The sequence below is a fragment of the Streptomyces sp. NPDC056231 genome (assembly GCF_048270745.1).
Classification (GTDB): domain Bacteria; phylum Actinomycetota; class Actinomycetes; order Streptomycetales; family Streptomycetaceae; genus Streptomyces.
Window position 1 is genome coordinate 130,593 of record NZ_JBLVKW010000002.1, and the last position, 15,985, is coordinate 146,577.

The following is a 15,985-nucleotide window of genomic DNA, read 5'->3' on the forward strand; positions in this document are numbered from 1 at the left end:
CGGAAGGGGAACGGCATGAGTGACGAGACGCGCAGCGATACGTACGCCGAACTGGCCGCGCTGGGGCCGTACGGAGTCCATCCCGGCCACGCGCTGATCACCATGGTGGAACCGCACCCGGGCCATGAGTACGCGTACAACCGCTGGTACGAGGACGACCACTACTACGCGGGCGCGATGGCGATGCCCTGGATGTTCGCCGGGCGGCGCTGGGTGGCCACCCGGGAGCTCCAGGAGCTGCGCTATCCGGAGAAGTCCGCGGTCGCGCAGCCGGTCGGCGCCGGGTGCTACCTGTCCACGTACTGGGTGACGGACGGGCGCCACGGCGACCACATGAAGTGGACCGTCGGGATCAACAAGCGGCTGAACCGGGACGGTCGGGTCTACCAGGACCGCACCCACGTGTTCACCGCGTTCCAGGACCACGAGGCGACGGTTTACCGCGACGGTGCCGCCGGCCCCCGGGACTATCACGCCCTCGACCACCCGTACCGCGGGCTCGTGCTGCAGGTGATCGACGCCGAGGGGGCCGGGCAGCGCTCGGAGCTGCTGGAATGGCTGCGCTCCCGGCATCTGCCGAAGCGGCTCGGCGGCTCACCGGCGGCGATGGTGACCGTCTTCCGTCCCACGCCGCTGCCGGGTGACCGGATGACCTATGTAAAGCAGGTCGAGGGCGTCGACACCCGGCTCACCCTGCTCTGGTTCCTCCAGGAGGACCCGCGGGAGTGCTGGGCGGAGCACTTCACCGGGCTCGACGCGGCGGTTGCGGAATCCGGCCTGGGGCGCGTGGAGCTGGTGGCGCCGTTCATCCCGACCGTGCCCGGCACGGACAGGTACGTGGATCAGCTGCGCTGACCGGTCCGTCCGGCGGCGGGCCCCCTCGGCCAGGACGGCGGAGAAGTCGAGGGGGGCTTCCTGCGGCGCCGTTTCGGTGCCGCACCGCATTCTGTGGGTGGGCATGGATCAGACGTCGGCGGAGCCCTTTGCGATGTCGGACACGAAGGCATTCCACGCGCCGGGCACGAAGGAGATCGAAGGACCCTCCGGGGCCTTCGAGTCGCGCACCGCGATCGACTGGACGAGGGGGGACTTGACCTCGACGCAAGCGCCGTTGCCCCCGGAATACGACGACTTCGTCCAATTTTCCGTGGCACCCTGACGAATAGCCATGTTCACTCCGGTTCGGATTCAGAGAGTTGTGTGAGTCGAACCAACTGCGTATCTGTTGGCGTGATCGACGCTACTCGCCAACATCGGCGCGTGAGAGGGCCATTCACTCGACCGGATGGCATATTCCATGCGGACCTTCCGCTTTGATGTGGCGACGGTGTACCGTGCCGTCGCCTCACTCGCAACATCGTTCCTTTTGCCGCATACCGGACTTTGCGGAATGCGTGGTTCAGCCGGTCAGTCGGTGCTGAGCTGGGCGTACGACTTCGCGATGTCGGCGATGTAGTGCCGGGTCTGCTCCACGTTCAGTGCCTGTGCCCGCAAGTGCTCGTACATGACGCTGTACCGCTGCACATCATTGGCTTTCTCCAGATAGAGGTCGCTGGTGACGCCCTCGATATAGACGACGCTGGAGTCCGCGGCATCCGGGAATTCCAGAATGGCGTACTGCCCGTTGATGCCCGGGTGGGCGCCCATGTCGAACGGCAGCACCTGAACCGTCACATGAGGCAGGTGAGACAGCTCGACGAGCTGTTCCAACTGCTCGATCATGATCTGCCTGCCACCGACCATCCGGCGCAGCGCTGCCTCGTCGATGACCGCCCAGAGCCGCAGCGGCCCCTCCTGGGTGGTGATCCGGTCCTGGCGGCGCGCACGGACGCTGACGCGCTTGTCGATATCGGTCGGCGGAGCCTCCGGCAGCGCACCGTTGATCAGGGCCTCGGCGTAACTCCGGGTCTGCAACAGGCCGGGGACCACCTGCGGTTCGTAAACCCGCAGTGACTCGGCGTCGGTCTCCAGGCCGATGTAGACGCTGTACGGGATGTCGCCGAAGGCATGCCACCAGCCCTGCTGGCGGGAGTCCTTGGCCATCTGCATGAGCGAGTCGACGATCCGGTGGTCCGCGACCTCGTACACCCCGCAGAGATCACGGACATCGCGCTGGCTGATCGAACGGCGGCCGTTCTCCAGGCGGCTGATCTTCGACTGCGAGACCAGCAGCCGCTCCGCCACCTCCTCGGCCGTCATGCCCTTGAGCTCGCGCAGTCGGCGCAATTCCTGGCCCAACCGGCGTCGCCTGACGGTGGGATTGACGTTGGACGGCACGGAAACGGCACCTCCGGCTACGTAGCTGTGCGTATCTACTGCTCAGCAGATTGCCACCCGTGGGGTCGGTTGCGCTGGGAAATGGCCACACGCAGGCGCGCGGGGCAGCCGGTGGGCCGGCTGCCCCGCGCGTGGTGCGGCTCCCGAACCGGGTCTTGGGGACGTCGGTGCGGCGGTATTCGGTGCGGTGGTGCGGGCTGCCTCAGCGGGCAGCGGTGTGCACCATGCTGTCGCGACGGGACTGCGACTGCACTTGCGGTTGCAACGGCCCTCCCGCCGCCTGGTTGCGGCGCGGCTGGGCGATCGCCCCGTTCTGGACGTCCATCACGGCGTGTGCCACGAGACCGCCCATCGGGTCGTGTCTGATCAGGTCCCGGAGCCGGGAGCGCGAGGAGCGCCCCTCGTTCCCGGGGTAGAGGTGCTTGCCGAGACCGACCGCGTGGGCCAGTGCGGCGAGCGCCGCGGTCCGCGGGTCCGGCGGTACACCGGTGCGGATCGCACTGTCCAGCCGGGATCTGATCTCCCGGCTGATCGCCGTGTCCGTCGCCTGGTAGCGAGTCGTCGGCAACACCCCGCACATCTGGCCCGCCACGGCATGCACCATGCCGCACCGCTCCAGATGCGAGAGGTAGGTCTGGCGCAACCCCAGTCGGGGCCCGCCGATCCAGTGGACGGCCCGAACCGGGCTGCCGCGTCGGCGCAGCAGTTCCAGTGCGGAGTCCAGAGTCGGATCTCCTGTCGGCCGTGGCATCACCACGGCGATACGATCCCCGTCAGGGGCTATCCGTCCTGCCAGAGCCAGCTCCACTAGCTGAGCTCCGGCGAGGCCGAGGTCGAGCGACTGCGGCTGCGCTGTGGTACCCGTGGTCGGGTCCAGAGCGAGCAACAGAAGCTCCTCCGGAATTGTTCTGCGGCTCCTGCCCATCCATGCCTCCCCGCGTGGATGAATGACAGGGTGACCCCTCTCACATTGGTCTGTCGAGAGTGCCTGGGTGCTTCGTACGGGAACCGGCAGGTATGTCGTTCTCGTCTGGCAGCGCAGCCGAGGGTTCACACAGGACACTGGTAGATGGTTCGGACAGCGCGGGGGCGGCCCCGCAGCGCACGGAGGAGGCATCGGTGGCGGGCGAGTCCCCCGACAAGTCGGGGCAGCAGAAGTCGTCGGGAACGGCTCGGAGCGAACGCGATCCGCGGCTCGCCGTCTTGCACGAACAGGCCTCCCCGTCGGAGCCTGGCGGCAAGCAGGACACGGCGACGGCGGTCTTCCGTACGAAGCCGGTCGAGAGCGACGAGGACGCGGAGCGCGCCGAGGACGTCGAGGGCGTAGAGGGCACGGAGAACGCCTCTGAGGGCCCCGAGGCGGCCTCCGCGCCGTCCGGGCCTGCCGAGCCCGAGGAGGGCGACGCGCGGCTGCGTGCGGCGGTGGCCGCATGGGTGGGGAAGGGTGAGGGCGACGCCGCAGGCGCTGCTGCCGAGGAACTCGAGGCCGCCGACGCAGACGCGAAGCCCGAGGCGGTCGCGGAGAGCGACATGCCCACGCGGGCGGAAGAGGCGGACGTGAGCGGGGCGGACTCCGCCGACGCGACCGCGGACGAACCGGCTGCATCGAGCGCGGACGCGTCGGATGTGGCTGAAGTGGCGTACGACGCCGCAGATGCAGACGCAGAAGCAGAAGCAGGCGCAAACTCCGATCACGATGCGGATGACGAGGCCGCCGACAAGCCTGCGGCGTCCGATGACGCCGCAGCCGCGGTCCCAACCACGGACGAGGACGAGGACGAGGACGAGGACGAGCCTGCGGTCTCCGGCGACGCCTCCGACGAGACCCGGGTCTCCGAGGGGCGCGAGGAGAGCCACGCCACGGAGTCCGCGGACGCCGAGGAGGCCGAGGGGTCCGAGGGCAACAAGAGCGGCGGTGACAGCGAACCCGAGGCGGCTGACGACGCCGACGCCGACGCCGTGACCAAGGGTGCCGAGACCACCGGCGCCGATGTCGCGGACGCCGGCGAGGACGCCGGCGATACCGGTGACAGCGAACCCGAGGCGGCTGACGACGCCGACGCCGACGCCGACGCCGCGGCCAAGGGTGCCGAGACCAGCGACGCCGACGTCGCGGACCCCGCCGACGACACCGACGACACCGACGACACCGACGGCACCGAGCCCACTGCGGACAAGCGCGGAATCGATCAGCCCACGGCCGTCTTCAAGACGGTCCGGCGCGACCGGATCGACCAGCCGACGACCGCGCTGAAGATCGCCCGCCCCTCGGCGAAGTCCGAGGAGAAGCCGGAGCCTGAGAGCCCCGCTGAGCGCACCAGCCAGTTCGTACCGCTCCGCCGCGACGACGCACGCCCCGCCCCGGCGCCCCGCAAGCCGGGAACGACCGGATCCGCAGCCGCCCCGGCCACCCGGCCGAGCCCTGAGCCGGCCCCCGCTCCCTCGCTCAGCGGAGCCGAGCGCACCCGGCAGCAGCCGATGCCGCCCCGGCCACCGCTCGACCTGCTGGCCGAGCTGACGAACACGCCTCCGCCCCCGGAGACGCCGGTCCGTACCGCCGTTCGCCGGGTCAAGATCTGGACCCCGCTGGTCCTGCTCCTCCTGATCGTCTTTGCGATCGTGCAGGCTGTGCGCCCGCTGCCGACGCCCGTCCTGGCGCTGTCGGCCGACCCGACGTACACCTTCAAGGGGGGTGACCCGAGCCTGGCTTGGCCTGGACAGGGCCAGTCCGCGGTGACGGTGGACGGCGTCGGGTCCCTCGGTACCGAGGGGGCGCAGAAGCCCGTACCGATCGCCAGTGTCGCCAAGGTCATGACGGCGTACGTGGTTCTCCAGGGCCACCCCCTCACGGGCAAGGAGGAGGGGGAGAAGATCACCGTCGACCAGCAGGCGGAGGACGAGTCCAAGCGCCCGGAGGAGTCGACGGCCCCTCTGAAGGAGGGGCAGCGGCTCACCGAGAAGCAGCTGCTCCAGCTCTTGATGATCCCCTCGGGGAACAACGCGGCGCGTCTCTTCGCCCGCTGGGACTCCACGAGTGAGGCCGCCTTCGTGGCGAAGATGAACGACGCGGCCAAGGCGCTCGGGATGAACAGCACCACATACACGGACCCGAGCGGTCTGAAGAAGACCACGGTGTCCACCGCAGCTGACCAGCTCAAGCTGGCCAAGGCAGTGATGCAGAACGATGTGTTCCGGCAGATCGTCGACACACCCCAGATCGACATCGAGGGCATCGACGGCACGATCTACAACAACAACACCCTTCTGCTGCAGCCCGGTGTGAGCGGCATCAAGACGGGTTCCTCCACCCCGGCCGGCGGCAACCTCCTCTGGTCCGCCAACACGATCGTGGATGGCAAGAAGCTCTGGATCTACGGAGCCGTCATGGGCCAGCAGGCCGGTACCGGCCGGGTCTACGACAGCCTTCAGCAGTCGCTGGACAAGAGCCTCAAGCTCATCCAGAGCGCGCAGAAGGCCGTCACCTCCGCAACAGTCGTCAAGAAGGGCGACGTCGTCGGGTACGTGGACGACGGCTTCGGCGGGAAAACGCCGGTGGTCGCGACGGAGAACGTCAAGGCGATCGGCTGGCCGGGCCTCAAGGTCGAACTGTCCGTGACGGGGAACGGCAAGAAGATCTCGAACACCGCGACAGCGGGCACGAAGGTCGGCATGGTGACCGTGGGATCGGGGGACGGCAAGGTCAGTGCTCCGGTGGCCCTCCAGCAGGACATGAAGGCACCGACGTTCGGCCAGAAGTTGACCCGGATCAGCTGACGCCTGCAGGGAAGGGGGTGCCGGTCCCGGCACCCCCTTCCCTGTTGCGCACGTGTTAGCGTCCCCGGACAACCGGGGAGCGCCGGACCGCGTCCTCACACGTGTACCGCATGGGGGGGCACGGGCACGAAGCACGGGGACAGGGTTACCGGGCCGGCGGAGACGGGGAGAGACCGTAGTGACCACTGCGGAGCCGAGACCCGGCCGCGCGGCGGCCGGGAGCAGCGATGTGCGAGGCGACGTGACGAGCGGCAGCGGTGGCGGGAACACGGGCGTCCGGCTGCCGGCCCCGCGTACCCCGGAACCCCGGGCCGAGGTGTCACGGCGGATCCGCGCCCAGCTGCTGCTGCGTCACCCCGTCACCATCGCGACGGCGGCCGCCGCGGTCACCCACATCCTCTGGTTTTTCTTCTTCGCGAACAGCGGCGGCGACCTCGCGGCGCAGGACGCCTGGGCCGAGTTCGTCGGCCGGCATCCGGGCACCGCGTACAACCTCGCCTGGTACGGGGGGATGCACCCCGTCTCGTACAGCGTCGTGTCGCCGTATGTGATGTCGGTGCTCGGCGTGCGGACGACGATGATGGTCGCCGGGACCGTGTCGGCGGCGCTGACCGCGCTGATCCTGGTCCGGGTGCGGGCCGTCCGTAATCCGCTCGCCTGCTCGCTCGCCGGGGTGTTCGCTTATCTGTGCAACGCGCTGTCCGGACGCGTGACGTTCGGGCTCGGCCTGATGTTCGCGGTGGGTGCGGTGGCCGCGGTGTTCTGCTGGCCCTACCTCCGGTGCGAGCACCGGCTCCACCGGAGCAGCTGTCGCTGCGCCCCCCGTAGGCGGTGGGCGAAGGCAGCCGTCGCCGCCCCGCTGGCCGCGCTCGCGACGGCGAGCAGCCCCGTGGCCGGACTCTTCCTGGGTGTGGTCGCCGCAGCGCTGTTCCTGAACAAGCGGCGCCCCGGGGCATACGCCCTGGGCCTGGCCCCGGTCGCGGTCGTGGCGCTGTCCGCGTGGCTGTTCCCCTTCTCCGGTACGCAGCCGATGTCGATCGCGACCCTGTCGCTGCCGTTCCTTTTCGCGGTCCTCGTCTTCGTCCTCGTACCGCGCGACTGGAAGACGGTCCGTACCGCAGCCGGCGTGTACGGCGTCGGGACGCTGCTGACCTATGTGGTCGACTCGCAGATCGGCTCGAACGTCACGCGGATGGCGATGCTGTTCGCCGGTGTGGTGCTGCTCGCCGCGCTGCCGTACGCGGTGCCGCGCTCCCGACGCTGGTACGCGCTGGTCCTCGCGTTCGTCGGGATGAACTTCTGGATCGGCTTCAAGGGCGTCGACGACATCGTCCGGACCGCCCCCACCGCCTCCTGGACGCGGGAGCTGGCCCCGCTCGTCAATGAGTTGCAGGAGGTCGGCGCCGAGCGTGGCAGGGTCGAGGTCGTGCCCGCGAGCAGCCACCGGGAGGCGTCCGCACTCGCGCCGTACGTCAATCTGGCCCGTGGCTGGAACCGGCAGGCCGACATGGAGCGCAACCCGCTCTTCTACGACGACACCCTGAACTCCGCGAACTACCGCCAGTGGCTCGACCGCTGGGCCGTGCACTACGTAGTACTGCCGAAGGGGCAGCCGGACGCCACCGGCGCGGCGCAGGAGGCGGAGCTCGTCCAGAAGGGGCAGCCGTATCTGCGCAGGATCTGGTCCGACTCCAACTGGCAGCTCTTCGAGGTCGACAGCCCGGTGCCGCTGGCCGATCCGCCGGCGACCGTGGAACGGGCCGGTGAGGGCGAGCTGACCATCCATGTGAAGCGGGCGGGCCGGGTGCTGATCCGGATTCCGTACTCGCGCTGGCTCGCCCTGGTCGACGACGAGGGCAAGAGCGTGGAGCGGCCGCAGGAGACCGAGGCGTCCAAGCAGCGCGCCGACCAGGACAGCCCGCGGGCCTTCGTCAACACCAACGGCTGCCTGACCAAGGTGGACGAGGACGCCGACGGCGACGAGTGGACGGAACTGCTCGCGCCGCGCGCCGGGGTGTACCGGCTGGCAGCGCCGTACCAGCTCTCGCCGGGCACACCGTGCCCGGAGGAACTTCGCTGAGCGGTGCAGCGGGCCTCCGGGCTGCGTCGCCCGACCGTCCGGGCAGTCAGGCCATGGCTCGGCCTGCAGCGGCGATCAGTTCGTCGGTTGCTGCGATGGCGGCCTCGCGGCGGGTGGCCAGGACGGTGTGGTCGGTGGCGTCGCGGAGGCTGAACGCGGCCAGGGCAGCCTGACGAGCCGGCTCGGCGAGGGACTGTTCAAGGACAGATACCGCTACCAGTGGGCCGGTCACCGCCGAGCGCGTGGCGCGAGAGGCCGCACGGGCTGCCTCGACTGCCTCCTCGCTCGCGCCGTCCAGGCGAAGGGCTTCTCGGTGCCACACAGCCCGCCGATGGTCGCCCAGGGCGGCCACCAATTCGCCCAGCGCCCTGCGCAGCGCTTCTTCCCTCTGGTCAGCACGTGCAGCACTCTGAGCGATCCGCGTACTCCTGATCTGAAGCAGCCCGGTGAGCGCGCCCCCAAGGAGTGTGCCGACCACGGCAATGATGCTGGACCACATCGCGAAGTCCTCCTGAACAGCAGTACTGAGGCGGGTTGGAGTCGGGCGACTGTGCGCGGACCGGAAGCGTTCGCAGCCCCGACGGGTCATACCCAGGTCTGATCCCGTAATCCAGCCCCTGATCCGACGCCTCCGCAGGGGAGGCGAAGGCATCGTCGTACCCATGAAGAACCCAACGGCCCCCACGGCCAACCCGGTTACATCCGTCGGCGCCTGGCTGCGCGCCGCGTTGCCTGTCGAGCGATGGGGGACCGCCGGCTTCCCTGGACGCTGGGTGGGGGGCGCCGCCATGGTGCTTGCGCCGCTCCTGATGCTGACGGGTGCGTTGCTGCGAGCCCGCTTCCACTTCTTCTACCCGGACCAGCTCGCCGCGTATGCGCAGCATCCCACCTTGATGGCGGCCGCATACAGCCTCTTCGCTGCCGGGAGTGTGCTGCTCTGGCCTGCCGTAGCCGTGGTCGCCACCCGGATCGGCGCGCGCAGCGCGGGCTGGGGGCTGTGGGGCGGGTTGCTGGTCATCTCAGGGCTGTTCGCCCGCGCCTTCCATGCCGGGGTGGACCATCTGGCCTTCCAGCTGGTGCGTTCTCAGGGAGTGGAGTCCGCCGGCCAGGCGGTCTCGGCCGGCTACGGAGCCTTCCATGTGTTCTCCGCGCTGAATCTCGCCATCGTCGCGGGGTGGGTCGTGCTCGCCCTCGGGGCGTGGCGCACCCGTGTGCTCGGCCCGGTGCGAGCCGTCGCCCTCGGTCTGGCCGCGGCGCTGCCGCTCGGGGTCCTCAAGGGGACGACGCCCCTGTCGCTGGTCGCACTGGCGGGACTGTGTGCCGGCCTGGTGCCGTGGGGCTGCGCCTTGCTGTGCCAGGGGCCCCGCCCCAGCCGAGCGGCGGTGCTGCGCTGGGTGCCGCTTTCTCTGGTGACGCTCGGGCTGATGGTGCTCTTCGGGCAGGCCGGCTGAGTGGGTGCGTACGGATACGGTCGGGGCATGAAGCCCAGGGGCCGCCGCCATCTCTACGCTCTCGACCTCACCGCGGCGCTGGCCCTGACTGCCGTATACGTCAGCTTCGTCCGGCTGACAGCCGATGACGGTCAGCCCGCCTATACAGGCCCGTTCTGGCTGGGCTGTCTGGTTGCCGCCGCGGTCGGCCTGCCGGTCGCGGTACGGCGCCTGTGGCCGCTCGCCGTTCTGGGCATGGTGCTTGCCGCGCTGGCCGCGGCGTCGTTCCTCGACATCACCCGGGAGCCGTACGCCGCCGCGGGCCTGGCGGCCTATCTGGTAGCTCTGTCCGAACCCGCACGCCGATCCGTGCCCGCGCTTGTATGGGCGTTGCCGATTGCGGGCGGCGCCGTCTACGTCGGCGAAGCGGTGGTCACCCCGGCTGAGGACTGGCGGGGTGCCGTGGGAGTGGCCGGTCTCGTGCTGCTCGTGATCGGCGGGGGCTGGTGCGCGGGGTTCATCGTGCGCGGGCGTCGCGTGGAGACCAGGCGAGAGGAACGGCGTCGGTCGGAGCGGGCGCTGGACGAGGAACGCCTGCGGATCGCCCGTGAATTGCACGACATCGTGTCGCACAATCTCAGCCTCATAGCCGTGAAGGCGGGCGTCGCCGGTCATGTCGCGGAGGCCGCGCCGCAGGAGGCACGGGCCGCACTCAAGGTCATCGAGGAGACCAGCCGTTCCGCGCTGATCGAGATGCGGCGCACCCTCGGCGTACTGCGCACCTCGGGTGCGCCCCTGGGGCCGGCTCCGGACCTCGGTCGCCTGGACACGCTTGCCGCGGAGGCGGACCGGGCCGGGGTGGAGGTCCACCTGACGGTCAACGGCACGCAGGGCCTGGCCGAGGGGACTCAGCTGACCGTCTACCGGATCGTCCAGGAGGCCCTCACCAACTGCGTGCGGCACGCGGCCCCAACCCGCTGCGGCGTCACGGTCGAGGCGGATGCGCGCGAGATCCGTATCGACATAACCGACGCGGGCCCACCGGCCGGCCGTCGACCGGCGGGGGGTGAACTGCCGGGCGGGCACGGCCTGCTGGGGATGCGAGAGCGGGCGATGATGTACGGCGGCAGCTTCGCGGCGGGGCCCCGACCGGATGGCGGATTCGCCGTGTCCGTCCGGCTGCCTGTGGAAGGAGAGCGACAAGGGTGACTGGCGAGACCTCGGTCCGGGTACTGATCGCCGACGACCAGGCGATGGTGCGCGGCAGCTTTCGTGTGCTGGTCGACCACACGCCCGGCATGATCGCCGTGGGCGAGGCCGCGAACGGCCGGGAAGCGGTCGACCTCGCGCGCCACGAACAGCCGGACGTCGTGCTGATGGACGTACGCATGCCGGAACTTGATGGCATCGACGCGACCCGCCAGATCTGCTCGGCCCCCTCCATGTCCGCCGTCCGCGTCCTCATCCTCACCACCTTCGACCTGGACGAATACGTCTACGGGGCCCTGCGCGCCGGCGCCGCGGGGTTTCTGCTGAAGGACACCCCGCCCGCCGATGTCCTCACAGCTATCGGCGTCGTCGCCGCGGGTGAGTCACTGCTCGCCCCCTCGGTGACGCGCCGCCTCATCGCGGAGTTCGCCCGCCGCCCGGAGCCGGAGCGGCCACCGCATCGCTCGTTGGACGGGGTCACGGGCCGGGAACGGGAGGTGCTCGGCCTGATCGCCCGAGGGCTGTCCAACACGGAGATTGCTGAGCATCTCCATCTGAGCCTGGCCACGGTCAAAACCCATATCGGGCGTCTGCTCGCCAAGCTGCGCGCGCGTGACCGGGCCCAGCTCGTGATCGTCGCCTACGAGACCGGGCTCGTAGGCGACCGGCGGCCTGGAGCGTGACGTTCCCGCATCGCGCCCCCGTCAGCCTGCGGCCTGTCCGATCACGACGGCCAAGGCGCCGAGGGCCTCTCGGCCCGTGTACTGGGGCGTGGGGGAAGCCCCGTTCAGCGACGCAATGCGGCCGACCAGGTCGCGTACCGGGGCCGGGCCGGTTCGTCGTCTGCGGGCCTCGGGCCACCGTCTCGGCAGTCATGACGCTCCTCCCGGACATCCGTCGGGCGGGCCCGGTCCCGCCGGAATCAGCGTACTGTCCCCGCGGGCCCCGGACACCGGGCCCCGGACACCGGACGTGCAGATCACTTCGCAAGGCCCTCAGGCCGGTGGTCAGAGATCACCCGTTCGCCACCAGCCGATGGATGCCGGGCCCGGAGACCCCAGCGAGATGAGGCGGTACTCGTAGATCGGGTTTGACAGGGGAGGCCGGTCGTAGGGCTCACCCAGCTCGTCGCCGATCATGGTCAGCGACCCCGTGAAACCCTCGCACTCCGGGAAAGGCTGCGCTGCCGATTGGCGCCGGAGTCCCATGTCCCCGAGGCCCGGTCGCGTTCGACCGATCGGCGCAATCTGTCCGTGCCCGGCGTGTGGCCTGGGCTTTCGGATGGTTCGGTGTCGACAGGAGCCGACCTGACTCACATGGGGGCGTGATGTCAGCCAGTCGAGGAGGAGAACCGGCGTGAGCGTGACTCAGGTAGCCCCTCAGGGCGTCATTCCCTCGCATCTGCTGAAAGGCCAGAAGGCACTCGTCACCGGCGCGAACTCCGGCATCGGTAAAGCGACGGCCATCGGCCTGGGGCGCGCCGGAGCCGACGTGGTCGTGAACTACGTCGCCGGGCGCGAGGAGGCCGAGCAGGTCGTCGAGGAGATCTCCGGGTTCGGGGTGCGCGCGATGGCGTACGAGGCCGACGTGTCCCAGGAGGACCAGGTCGTCGGGATGATCGAGCGGATGGTGCAGGACTTCGGGACCATCGACATCCTCGTGGCCAACGCCGGGCTGCAGCGCGACGCTCCGTTCACCGAGATGACGACGGCCCAGTGGCAGAAGGTGCTGGACGTCAACCTCACCGGCCAGTTCCTGTGCGCCCGGGAGGCGACGAAGGAGTTCCTGAGAAGGGGCGTCGTCCCCGAGGTGTCGCGAGCGGCCGGGAAGATCATCTGCATGAGCTCGGTGCACCAAGTCATCCCTTGGGCCGGCCACGTCAACTACGCGGCCTCCAAGGGCGGCGTGCACATGATGATGGAGACGCTCGCCCAGGAACTCGCTCCCCACAGGATCAGGGTCAACGCGATTGCTCCGGGAGCCATCAGGACTCCCATCAATCGCAGCGCCTGGGACACGCCCGACGCCGAGAAGGACCTGTTGCAGCTGATTCCTTACAGGCGCGTCGGCGATCCGGACGACATCGCCCACGCGGTCGTCGGGCTCGCCTCGGACCTCATGGACTACGTGGTGGGCACCACCCTCTACGTGGACGGCGGCATGACCCTCTTTCCCGGTTTCGCCACCGGCGGCTGAACCGCTGAGCGACCCCGGGCGACAGCCGGGACCGTGGTTCTCAGTCGCGCTGCTGGTCGAGTGCGTCGTCCAGGGTGGTGGCGGCCATGATCAGCGACAGATGCGTGAAAGCCTGCGGGAAGTTGCCCAACTGCTCGCCACTGGGGCCGATTTCCTCGGCGAACAGGCCGACATGGTTGGCGTAGGTCTGCATCTTCTCGAAGGCATAGCGCGCCGGACGAATCCGCCCGGCGCGGGCGAGAGCGTCCACATAGAGGAAGGTGCAGAGGCTGAAGGTGCCTTCGGAGCCCCGCAGACCGTCCGGCGAGGCCGCAGGGTCGTAGCGGTAGACGAGGCTGTCCGACACCAGTGTGCGTTCCATCGCGTCCAAGGTGGAGAGCCAGCTCACCGTCCTGGGCGCCAGGAACCCGACGCGCGGAATGAGCAGCAGCGAAGCGTCGAGGACATCGCTTCCGTAGTGCTGGACGAGGGCCTGTTCCTTCTCGTTCCAGCCCCGCTCCATCACCTGTTCGAGGATCGCGTCGCGGGCCGCGGTCCAACGAGGAGCGTCGGCGGGACGGCTGTGCTCTCTCGCCAGGCGCAGCCCCCGGTCGAAGGCCACCCACGCCATCACCCGGCTGAAGGTGAAGTCCTGGCGCCCGCCACGGGTCTCCCAGATGCCTTCGTCGGGGCGGTCCCAGGAATCGGCGAGCCAGTCCAGCGTGCGCGCGAGGTTCTTCCAGCCGTGGTAGCTGCCTCCCATGGTGACCTCTCGCCCCTCCGACAAGGCGTAGAGCGCCTCCCCGTAGATGTCCAGCTGCAACTGATCGGCCGCCGCGTTCCCCAGCCGCACCGGATACGAACCCCGATAGCCCTCGAAGTGCGAGAGAACCTCTTCCGGCACCTCGGGGTCTCCGTCGACGCGGTACATGATCTGCAGCGGCTCGCCATCGACGCCCTCCCGAGCCTGGAGGCGGTCTCCCATCCAGTGCGTGAACTGCGCGGCCTCCTCGGCGAACCCCAGGTCGAGCAGGGCACGCACGGACAAGGAGCCGTCGCGGACCCAGGTGTAGCGGTAGTCCCAGTTGCGTTCGCCCCCGATCTGCTCGGGCAGACCCATCGTCGCGGCGGCGACGGGCGCACCTGTGGGCGCATAGGTGAGCAGCTTGAGCGTGATGGCCGAGCGGTGCACCACATCCGGCCACCGGCCGCGGTACCGCGAGGAGCGCACCCAGCGCTGCCAGAAGTCCACCACCTCCCAGAACCGCTCCATCGCCGAGTCCGGGGTGACCGGCGGCGGAGGGTCACCATCGGGTCCGTCGACGGTGAACACCGCTGCGGCCACCTCACCCGGCCTCAAGGTCACCGAACCCCGCACGTCCCTGTCGTCCTGCTGCAAGGGGAAGGTGCTCTGCAGAAAGGCGGTGACGTTCGGTGCATGGAACGTGGCGGTACCGTCCTGCAAGTCGAGATGGTGGGTGGCCCGGCCGTAGTCGAAGCGCGGACGGCACTCCAAAGTGAAGCGCACCGTTCCGCGCACCGCCCGCACTCCGCGTATCAGCACATGCCTGTCCGTGGGGGTGCCGGTGCGATCCGGTGGCATGCAGTCGAAAACCTCGCCGACCCCGTCCGGTGACATGAACCGCGTGACCAGGACTGCGGTGTCGGGGTAGTAGAGCTGCTTGTAGGTGGTGGTGCGGCTTTCCGGCGCGAACAGGAAGTAGCCGCCGCGGTCGTGGTCGAGCAGGGCGGCGAAGACACTGGGCGAGTCGAAGCGGGGAGCCGCGAACCAGTCGACGACCCCCTGGGACGACACCAGAGCAGCGGTCTGCAGGTCGCCGACGAGGCCGTGGTCGGCAATGGGCGGGTAACGGTCCATGATCATCTCGCTTCCCTGGCGCTCCTGATCCCACTGTCCGCCCTGTGCGGCGAGGCTGCCATGGGATGCGGCACGAGGGGCGAGCGGTGCGACACGGCCGGCGTCAGGAGGTGAGGGTGCCGATGACGACGGCGACCGGCCCGAGCGCGGCTCCGGCCTGTTGGGCAGCGATGAACGGGCGACGGAGGCGGGCGTGAGGCCCGGCGAGTCAGGAACCGGTTGCCAGGCCATGAGGAGAGCGACCGCGTCGCCTGTGGTGACTGTTACGCCCCCTGCCGTCCCGCCTGCGCCTGGATCTACGCCGGCGACACCTTCCACCTCATCCGCGCCGGACTCACCGGCGGTGACGTCGCCAAGGGCACCCCGCACACCGTGCGCGACCACCCCCGCTTCTTCGCAACTCTCACCGCCCCGTCCTTCGGCCCCGTGGATGAGGAACGAGGTGGGGCGAATCTGTCGCTGACCTGCGCAGTGCCCACTTCGACGTACACGAGCTTGTCCACTGCCGACCGCCGTGCTTCACCGTGCCCCCCGTCCGATCTGGCGCGGTTGCGGCACAGGCGAGCCGAGCAGCTACGGCAAAGGCCAGCCGTTCGAGCACGCGCACTCGTCGTCTCGTAGGTGGAGCCGCCTGGACCAGGGCGTGTTTCGAAAGTCCCGGCTGCCGGGCGGGCGGACGACGCTACTTTCGAAACACGTCCTAGCCGCTGCCGCTACGTCTGCGGCGCACTCGCGACACAATCCAGATCCCGAACCCAATGATTGGGAACATGATCAACGACATCGTCACAACGGCGATGATCCCAGCGAAGAGGAACGTGACCAGCAACTCCCATATCGAGGGATCCGGTTCCATACCCTGCCTTCTTGATCTAGCTGCGTCACGTTGTTCCGGCAACGACGCATGTGTAGATCCTGCCGATTCCTCAAAGCCCCAGCATCACGCGCTTTCTTCTTTCGAGACCGCCAAGCTGTCCCAGCACCGACACGTTGCGCTCGACGCATCAGGCAGCGCTGGGCTGGGTCGCCTCGGTCCCGATGTCCGACCGGTATGCGTATGCCGGAGTGGTCGAGCACTCCGGCATACGCACACCCCGACGTCCGCGGCCGCAGCATCGGCTCAGCCCTGCCGATCGCCCTGATCGCATCGACCGGGGCGCC

General features: G+C 69.4%; 12 protein-coding genes and 1 pseudogene. 8 read left to right on the plus strand and 5 right to left on the minus strand.

Annotation, left to right across the window (positions count from 1 at the left end; genetic code table 11):
- The first annotated feature begins 15 nt into the window (after positions 1-15).
- Entirely contained in the window at positions 16-855 is an 840-nt protein-coding gene (locus ACNPQM_RS02535; protein ID WP_418082688.1) for a hypothetical protein, read from the plus strand.
- A 108-nt stretch (positions 856-963) separates the two neighbouring features.
- Here ACNPQM_RS02535 and ACNPQM_RS02540 read toward each other — a convergent pair whose 3' ends face one another.
- The 3 genes from ACNPQM_RS02540 to ACNPQM_RS02550 form a co-directional block, all read right to left on the minus strand.
- The gene (locus ACNPQM_RS02540) at positions 964-1,170 is read right to left on the minus strand and encodes a DUF397 domain-containing protein (protein ID WP_358858312.1); all 207 of its coding nucleotides are present in this window, start codon (positions 1,168-1,170) and stop codon (positions 964-966) included.
- A 237-nt stretch (positions 1,171-1,407) separates the two neighbouring features.
- Positions 1,408-2,277 (minus strand): helix-turn-helix domain-containing protein, encoded by an 870-nt coding sequence (locus ACNPQM_RS02545; RefSeq protein WP_358858311.1) that lies wholly within the window; start codon positions 2,275-2,277, stop codon positions 1,408-1,410.
- Positions 2,278-2,479: 202 nt separating this feature from the next.
- The gene (locus tag ACNPQM_RS02550; protein WP_358858310.1) at positions 2,480-3,202 is read right to left on the minus strand and encodes a GOLPH3/VPS74 family protein; all 723 of its coding nucleotides are present in this window, start codon (positions 3,200-3,202) and stop codon (positions 2,480-2,482) included.
- Positions 3,203-3,396: 194 nt separating this feature from the next.
- Between ACNPQM_RS02550 and ACNPQM_RS02555 the strand changes: the two genes are divergently transcribed.
- Complete coding sequence (locus ACNPQM_RS02555; RefSeq protein ID WP_418082689.1) at positions 3,397-6,051, plus strand: serine hydrolase; 2,655 nt, start codon at positions 3,397-3,399, stop codon at positions 6,049-6,051.
- A 178-nt stretch (positions 6,052-6,229) separates the two neighbouring features.
- Positions 6,230-8,131 (plus strand): MFS transporter, encoded by a 1,902-nt coding sequence (locus ACNPQM_RS02560; protein ID WP_418082690.1) that lies wholly within the window; start codon positions 6,230-6,232, stop codon positions 8,129-8,131.
- A gap of 46 nt (positions 8,132-8,177) precedes the next feature.
- On the opposite strand, the gene ACNPQM_RS02565 is transcribed toward ACNPQM_RS02560, so the two are convergent.
- Positions 8,178-8,630 carry a protein kilB gene (locus ACNPQM_RS02565; RefSeq protein WP_418082691.1) on the minus strand — a complete coding sequence of 151 codons (453 nt, stop codon included), beginning with the start codon at positions 8,628-8,630 and terminating at the stop codon, positions 8,178-8,180.
- Positions 8,631-8,793: 163 nt separating this feature from the next.
- Here ACNPQM_RS02565 and ACNPQM_RS02570 point away from each other — a divergent pair, with 163 nt between their 5' ends.
- The 4 genes from ACNPQM_RS02570 (at position 8,794) to ACNPQM_RS02585 (ending at position 12,966) form a co-directional block, all read left to right on the plus strand.
- Positions 8,794-9,582 (plus strand): hypothetical protein, encoded by a 789-nt coding sequence (locus ACNPQM_RS02570; RefSeq protein ID WP_418082692.1) that lies wholly within the window; start codon positions 8,794-8,796, stop codon positions 9,580-9,582.
- A gap of 27 nt (positions 9,583-9,609) precedes the next feature.
- Positions 9,610-10,770, plus strand: coding sequence for a sensor histidine kinase (locus tag ACNPQM_RS02575; RefSeq protein WP_418082693.1), 1,161 nt, complete (start codon positions 9,610-9,612; stop codon positions 10,768-10,770).
- Positions 10,767-11,453, plus strand: coding sequence for a response regulator (locus tag ACNPQM_RS02580; RefSeq protein ID WP_418082694.1), 687 nt, complete (start codon positions 10,767-10,769; stop codon positions 11,451-11,453). The genes ACNPQM_RS02575 and ACNPQM_RS02580 overlap by 4 nt, the downstream gene beginning before the upstream one ends.
- Positions 11,454-12,126: 673 nt before the next feature.
- Positions 12,127-12,966 (plus strand): SDR family oxidoreductase, encoded by an 840-nt coding sequence (locus ACNPQM_RS02585; RefSeq protein ID WP_418082695.1) that lies wholly within the window; start codon positions 12,127-12,129, stop codon positions 12,964-12,966.
- 40 nt (positions 12,967-13,006) lie between these two features.
- On the opposite strand, the gene ACNPQM_RS02590 is transcribed toward ACNPQM_RS02585, so the two are convergent.
- Positions 13,007-14,824, minus strand: a complete 1,818-nt coding sequence (locus tag ACNPQM_RS02590) for a glycoside hydrolase family 15 protein (RefSeq protein ID WP_418082831.1) — start codon at positions 14,822-14,824, stop codon at positions 13,007-13,009.
- Between the two features lie 243 nt (positions 14,825-15,067).
- On the opposite strand from ACNPQM_RS02590, the pseudogene ACNPQM_RS02595 reads away from it, so the two are divergent.
- Positions 15,068-15,445: pseudogene (locus ACNPQM_RS02595) on the plus strand (replication initiator); the annotation flags it as partial.
- Between the last annotated feature and the right edge of the window lie 540 nt (positions 15,446-15,985).

Bases quoted from the DNA above. Each gene is read 5' to 3' on its own strand.
- ACNPQM_RS02535 (WP_418082688.1), top strand. From the start codon at position 16: ATGAGTGACGAGACGCGCAGCGATACGTACGCCGAACTGGCCGCGCTG.
- ACNPQM_RS02540 (WP_358858312.1), bottom strand. From the start codon at position 1,170: ATGGCTATTCGTCAGGGTGCCACGGAAAATTGGACGAAGTCGTCGTAT.
- ACNPQM_RS02550 (WP_358858310.1), bottom strand. From the start codon at position 3,202: ATGGGCAGGAGCCGCAGAACAATTCCGGAGGAGCTTCTGTTGCTCGCT.
- ACNPQM_RS02565 (WP_418082691.1), bottom strand. From the start codon at position 8,630: ATGTGGTCCAGCATCATTGCCGTGGTCGGCACACTCCTTGGGGGCGCG.
- ACNPQM_RS02570 (WP_418082692.1), top strand. From the start codon at position 8,794: ATGAAGAACCCAACGGCCCCCACGGCCAACCCGGTTACATCCGTCGGC.
- ACNPQM_RS02575 (WP_418082693.1), top strand. From the start codon at position 9,610: ATGAAGCCCAGGGGCCGCCGCCATCTCTACGCTCTCGACCTCACCGCG.
- ACNPQM_RS02590 (WP_418082831.1), bottom strand. From the start codon at position 14,824: ATGGACCGTTACCCGCCCATTGCCGACCACGGCCTCGTCGGCGACCTG.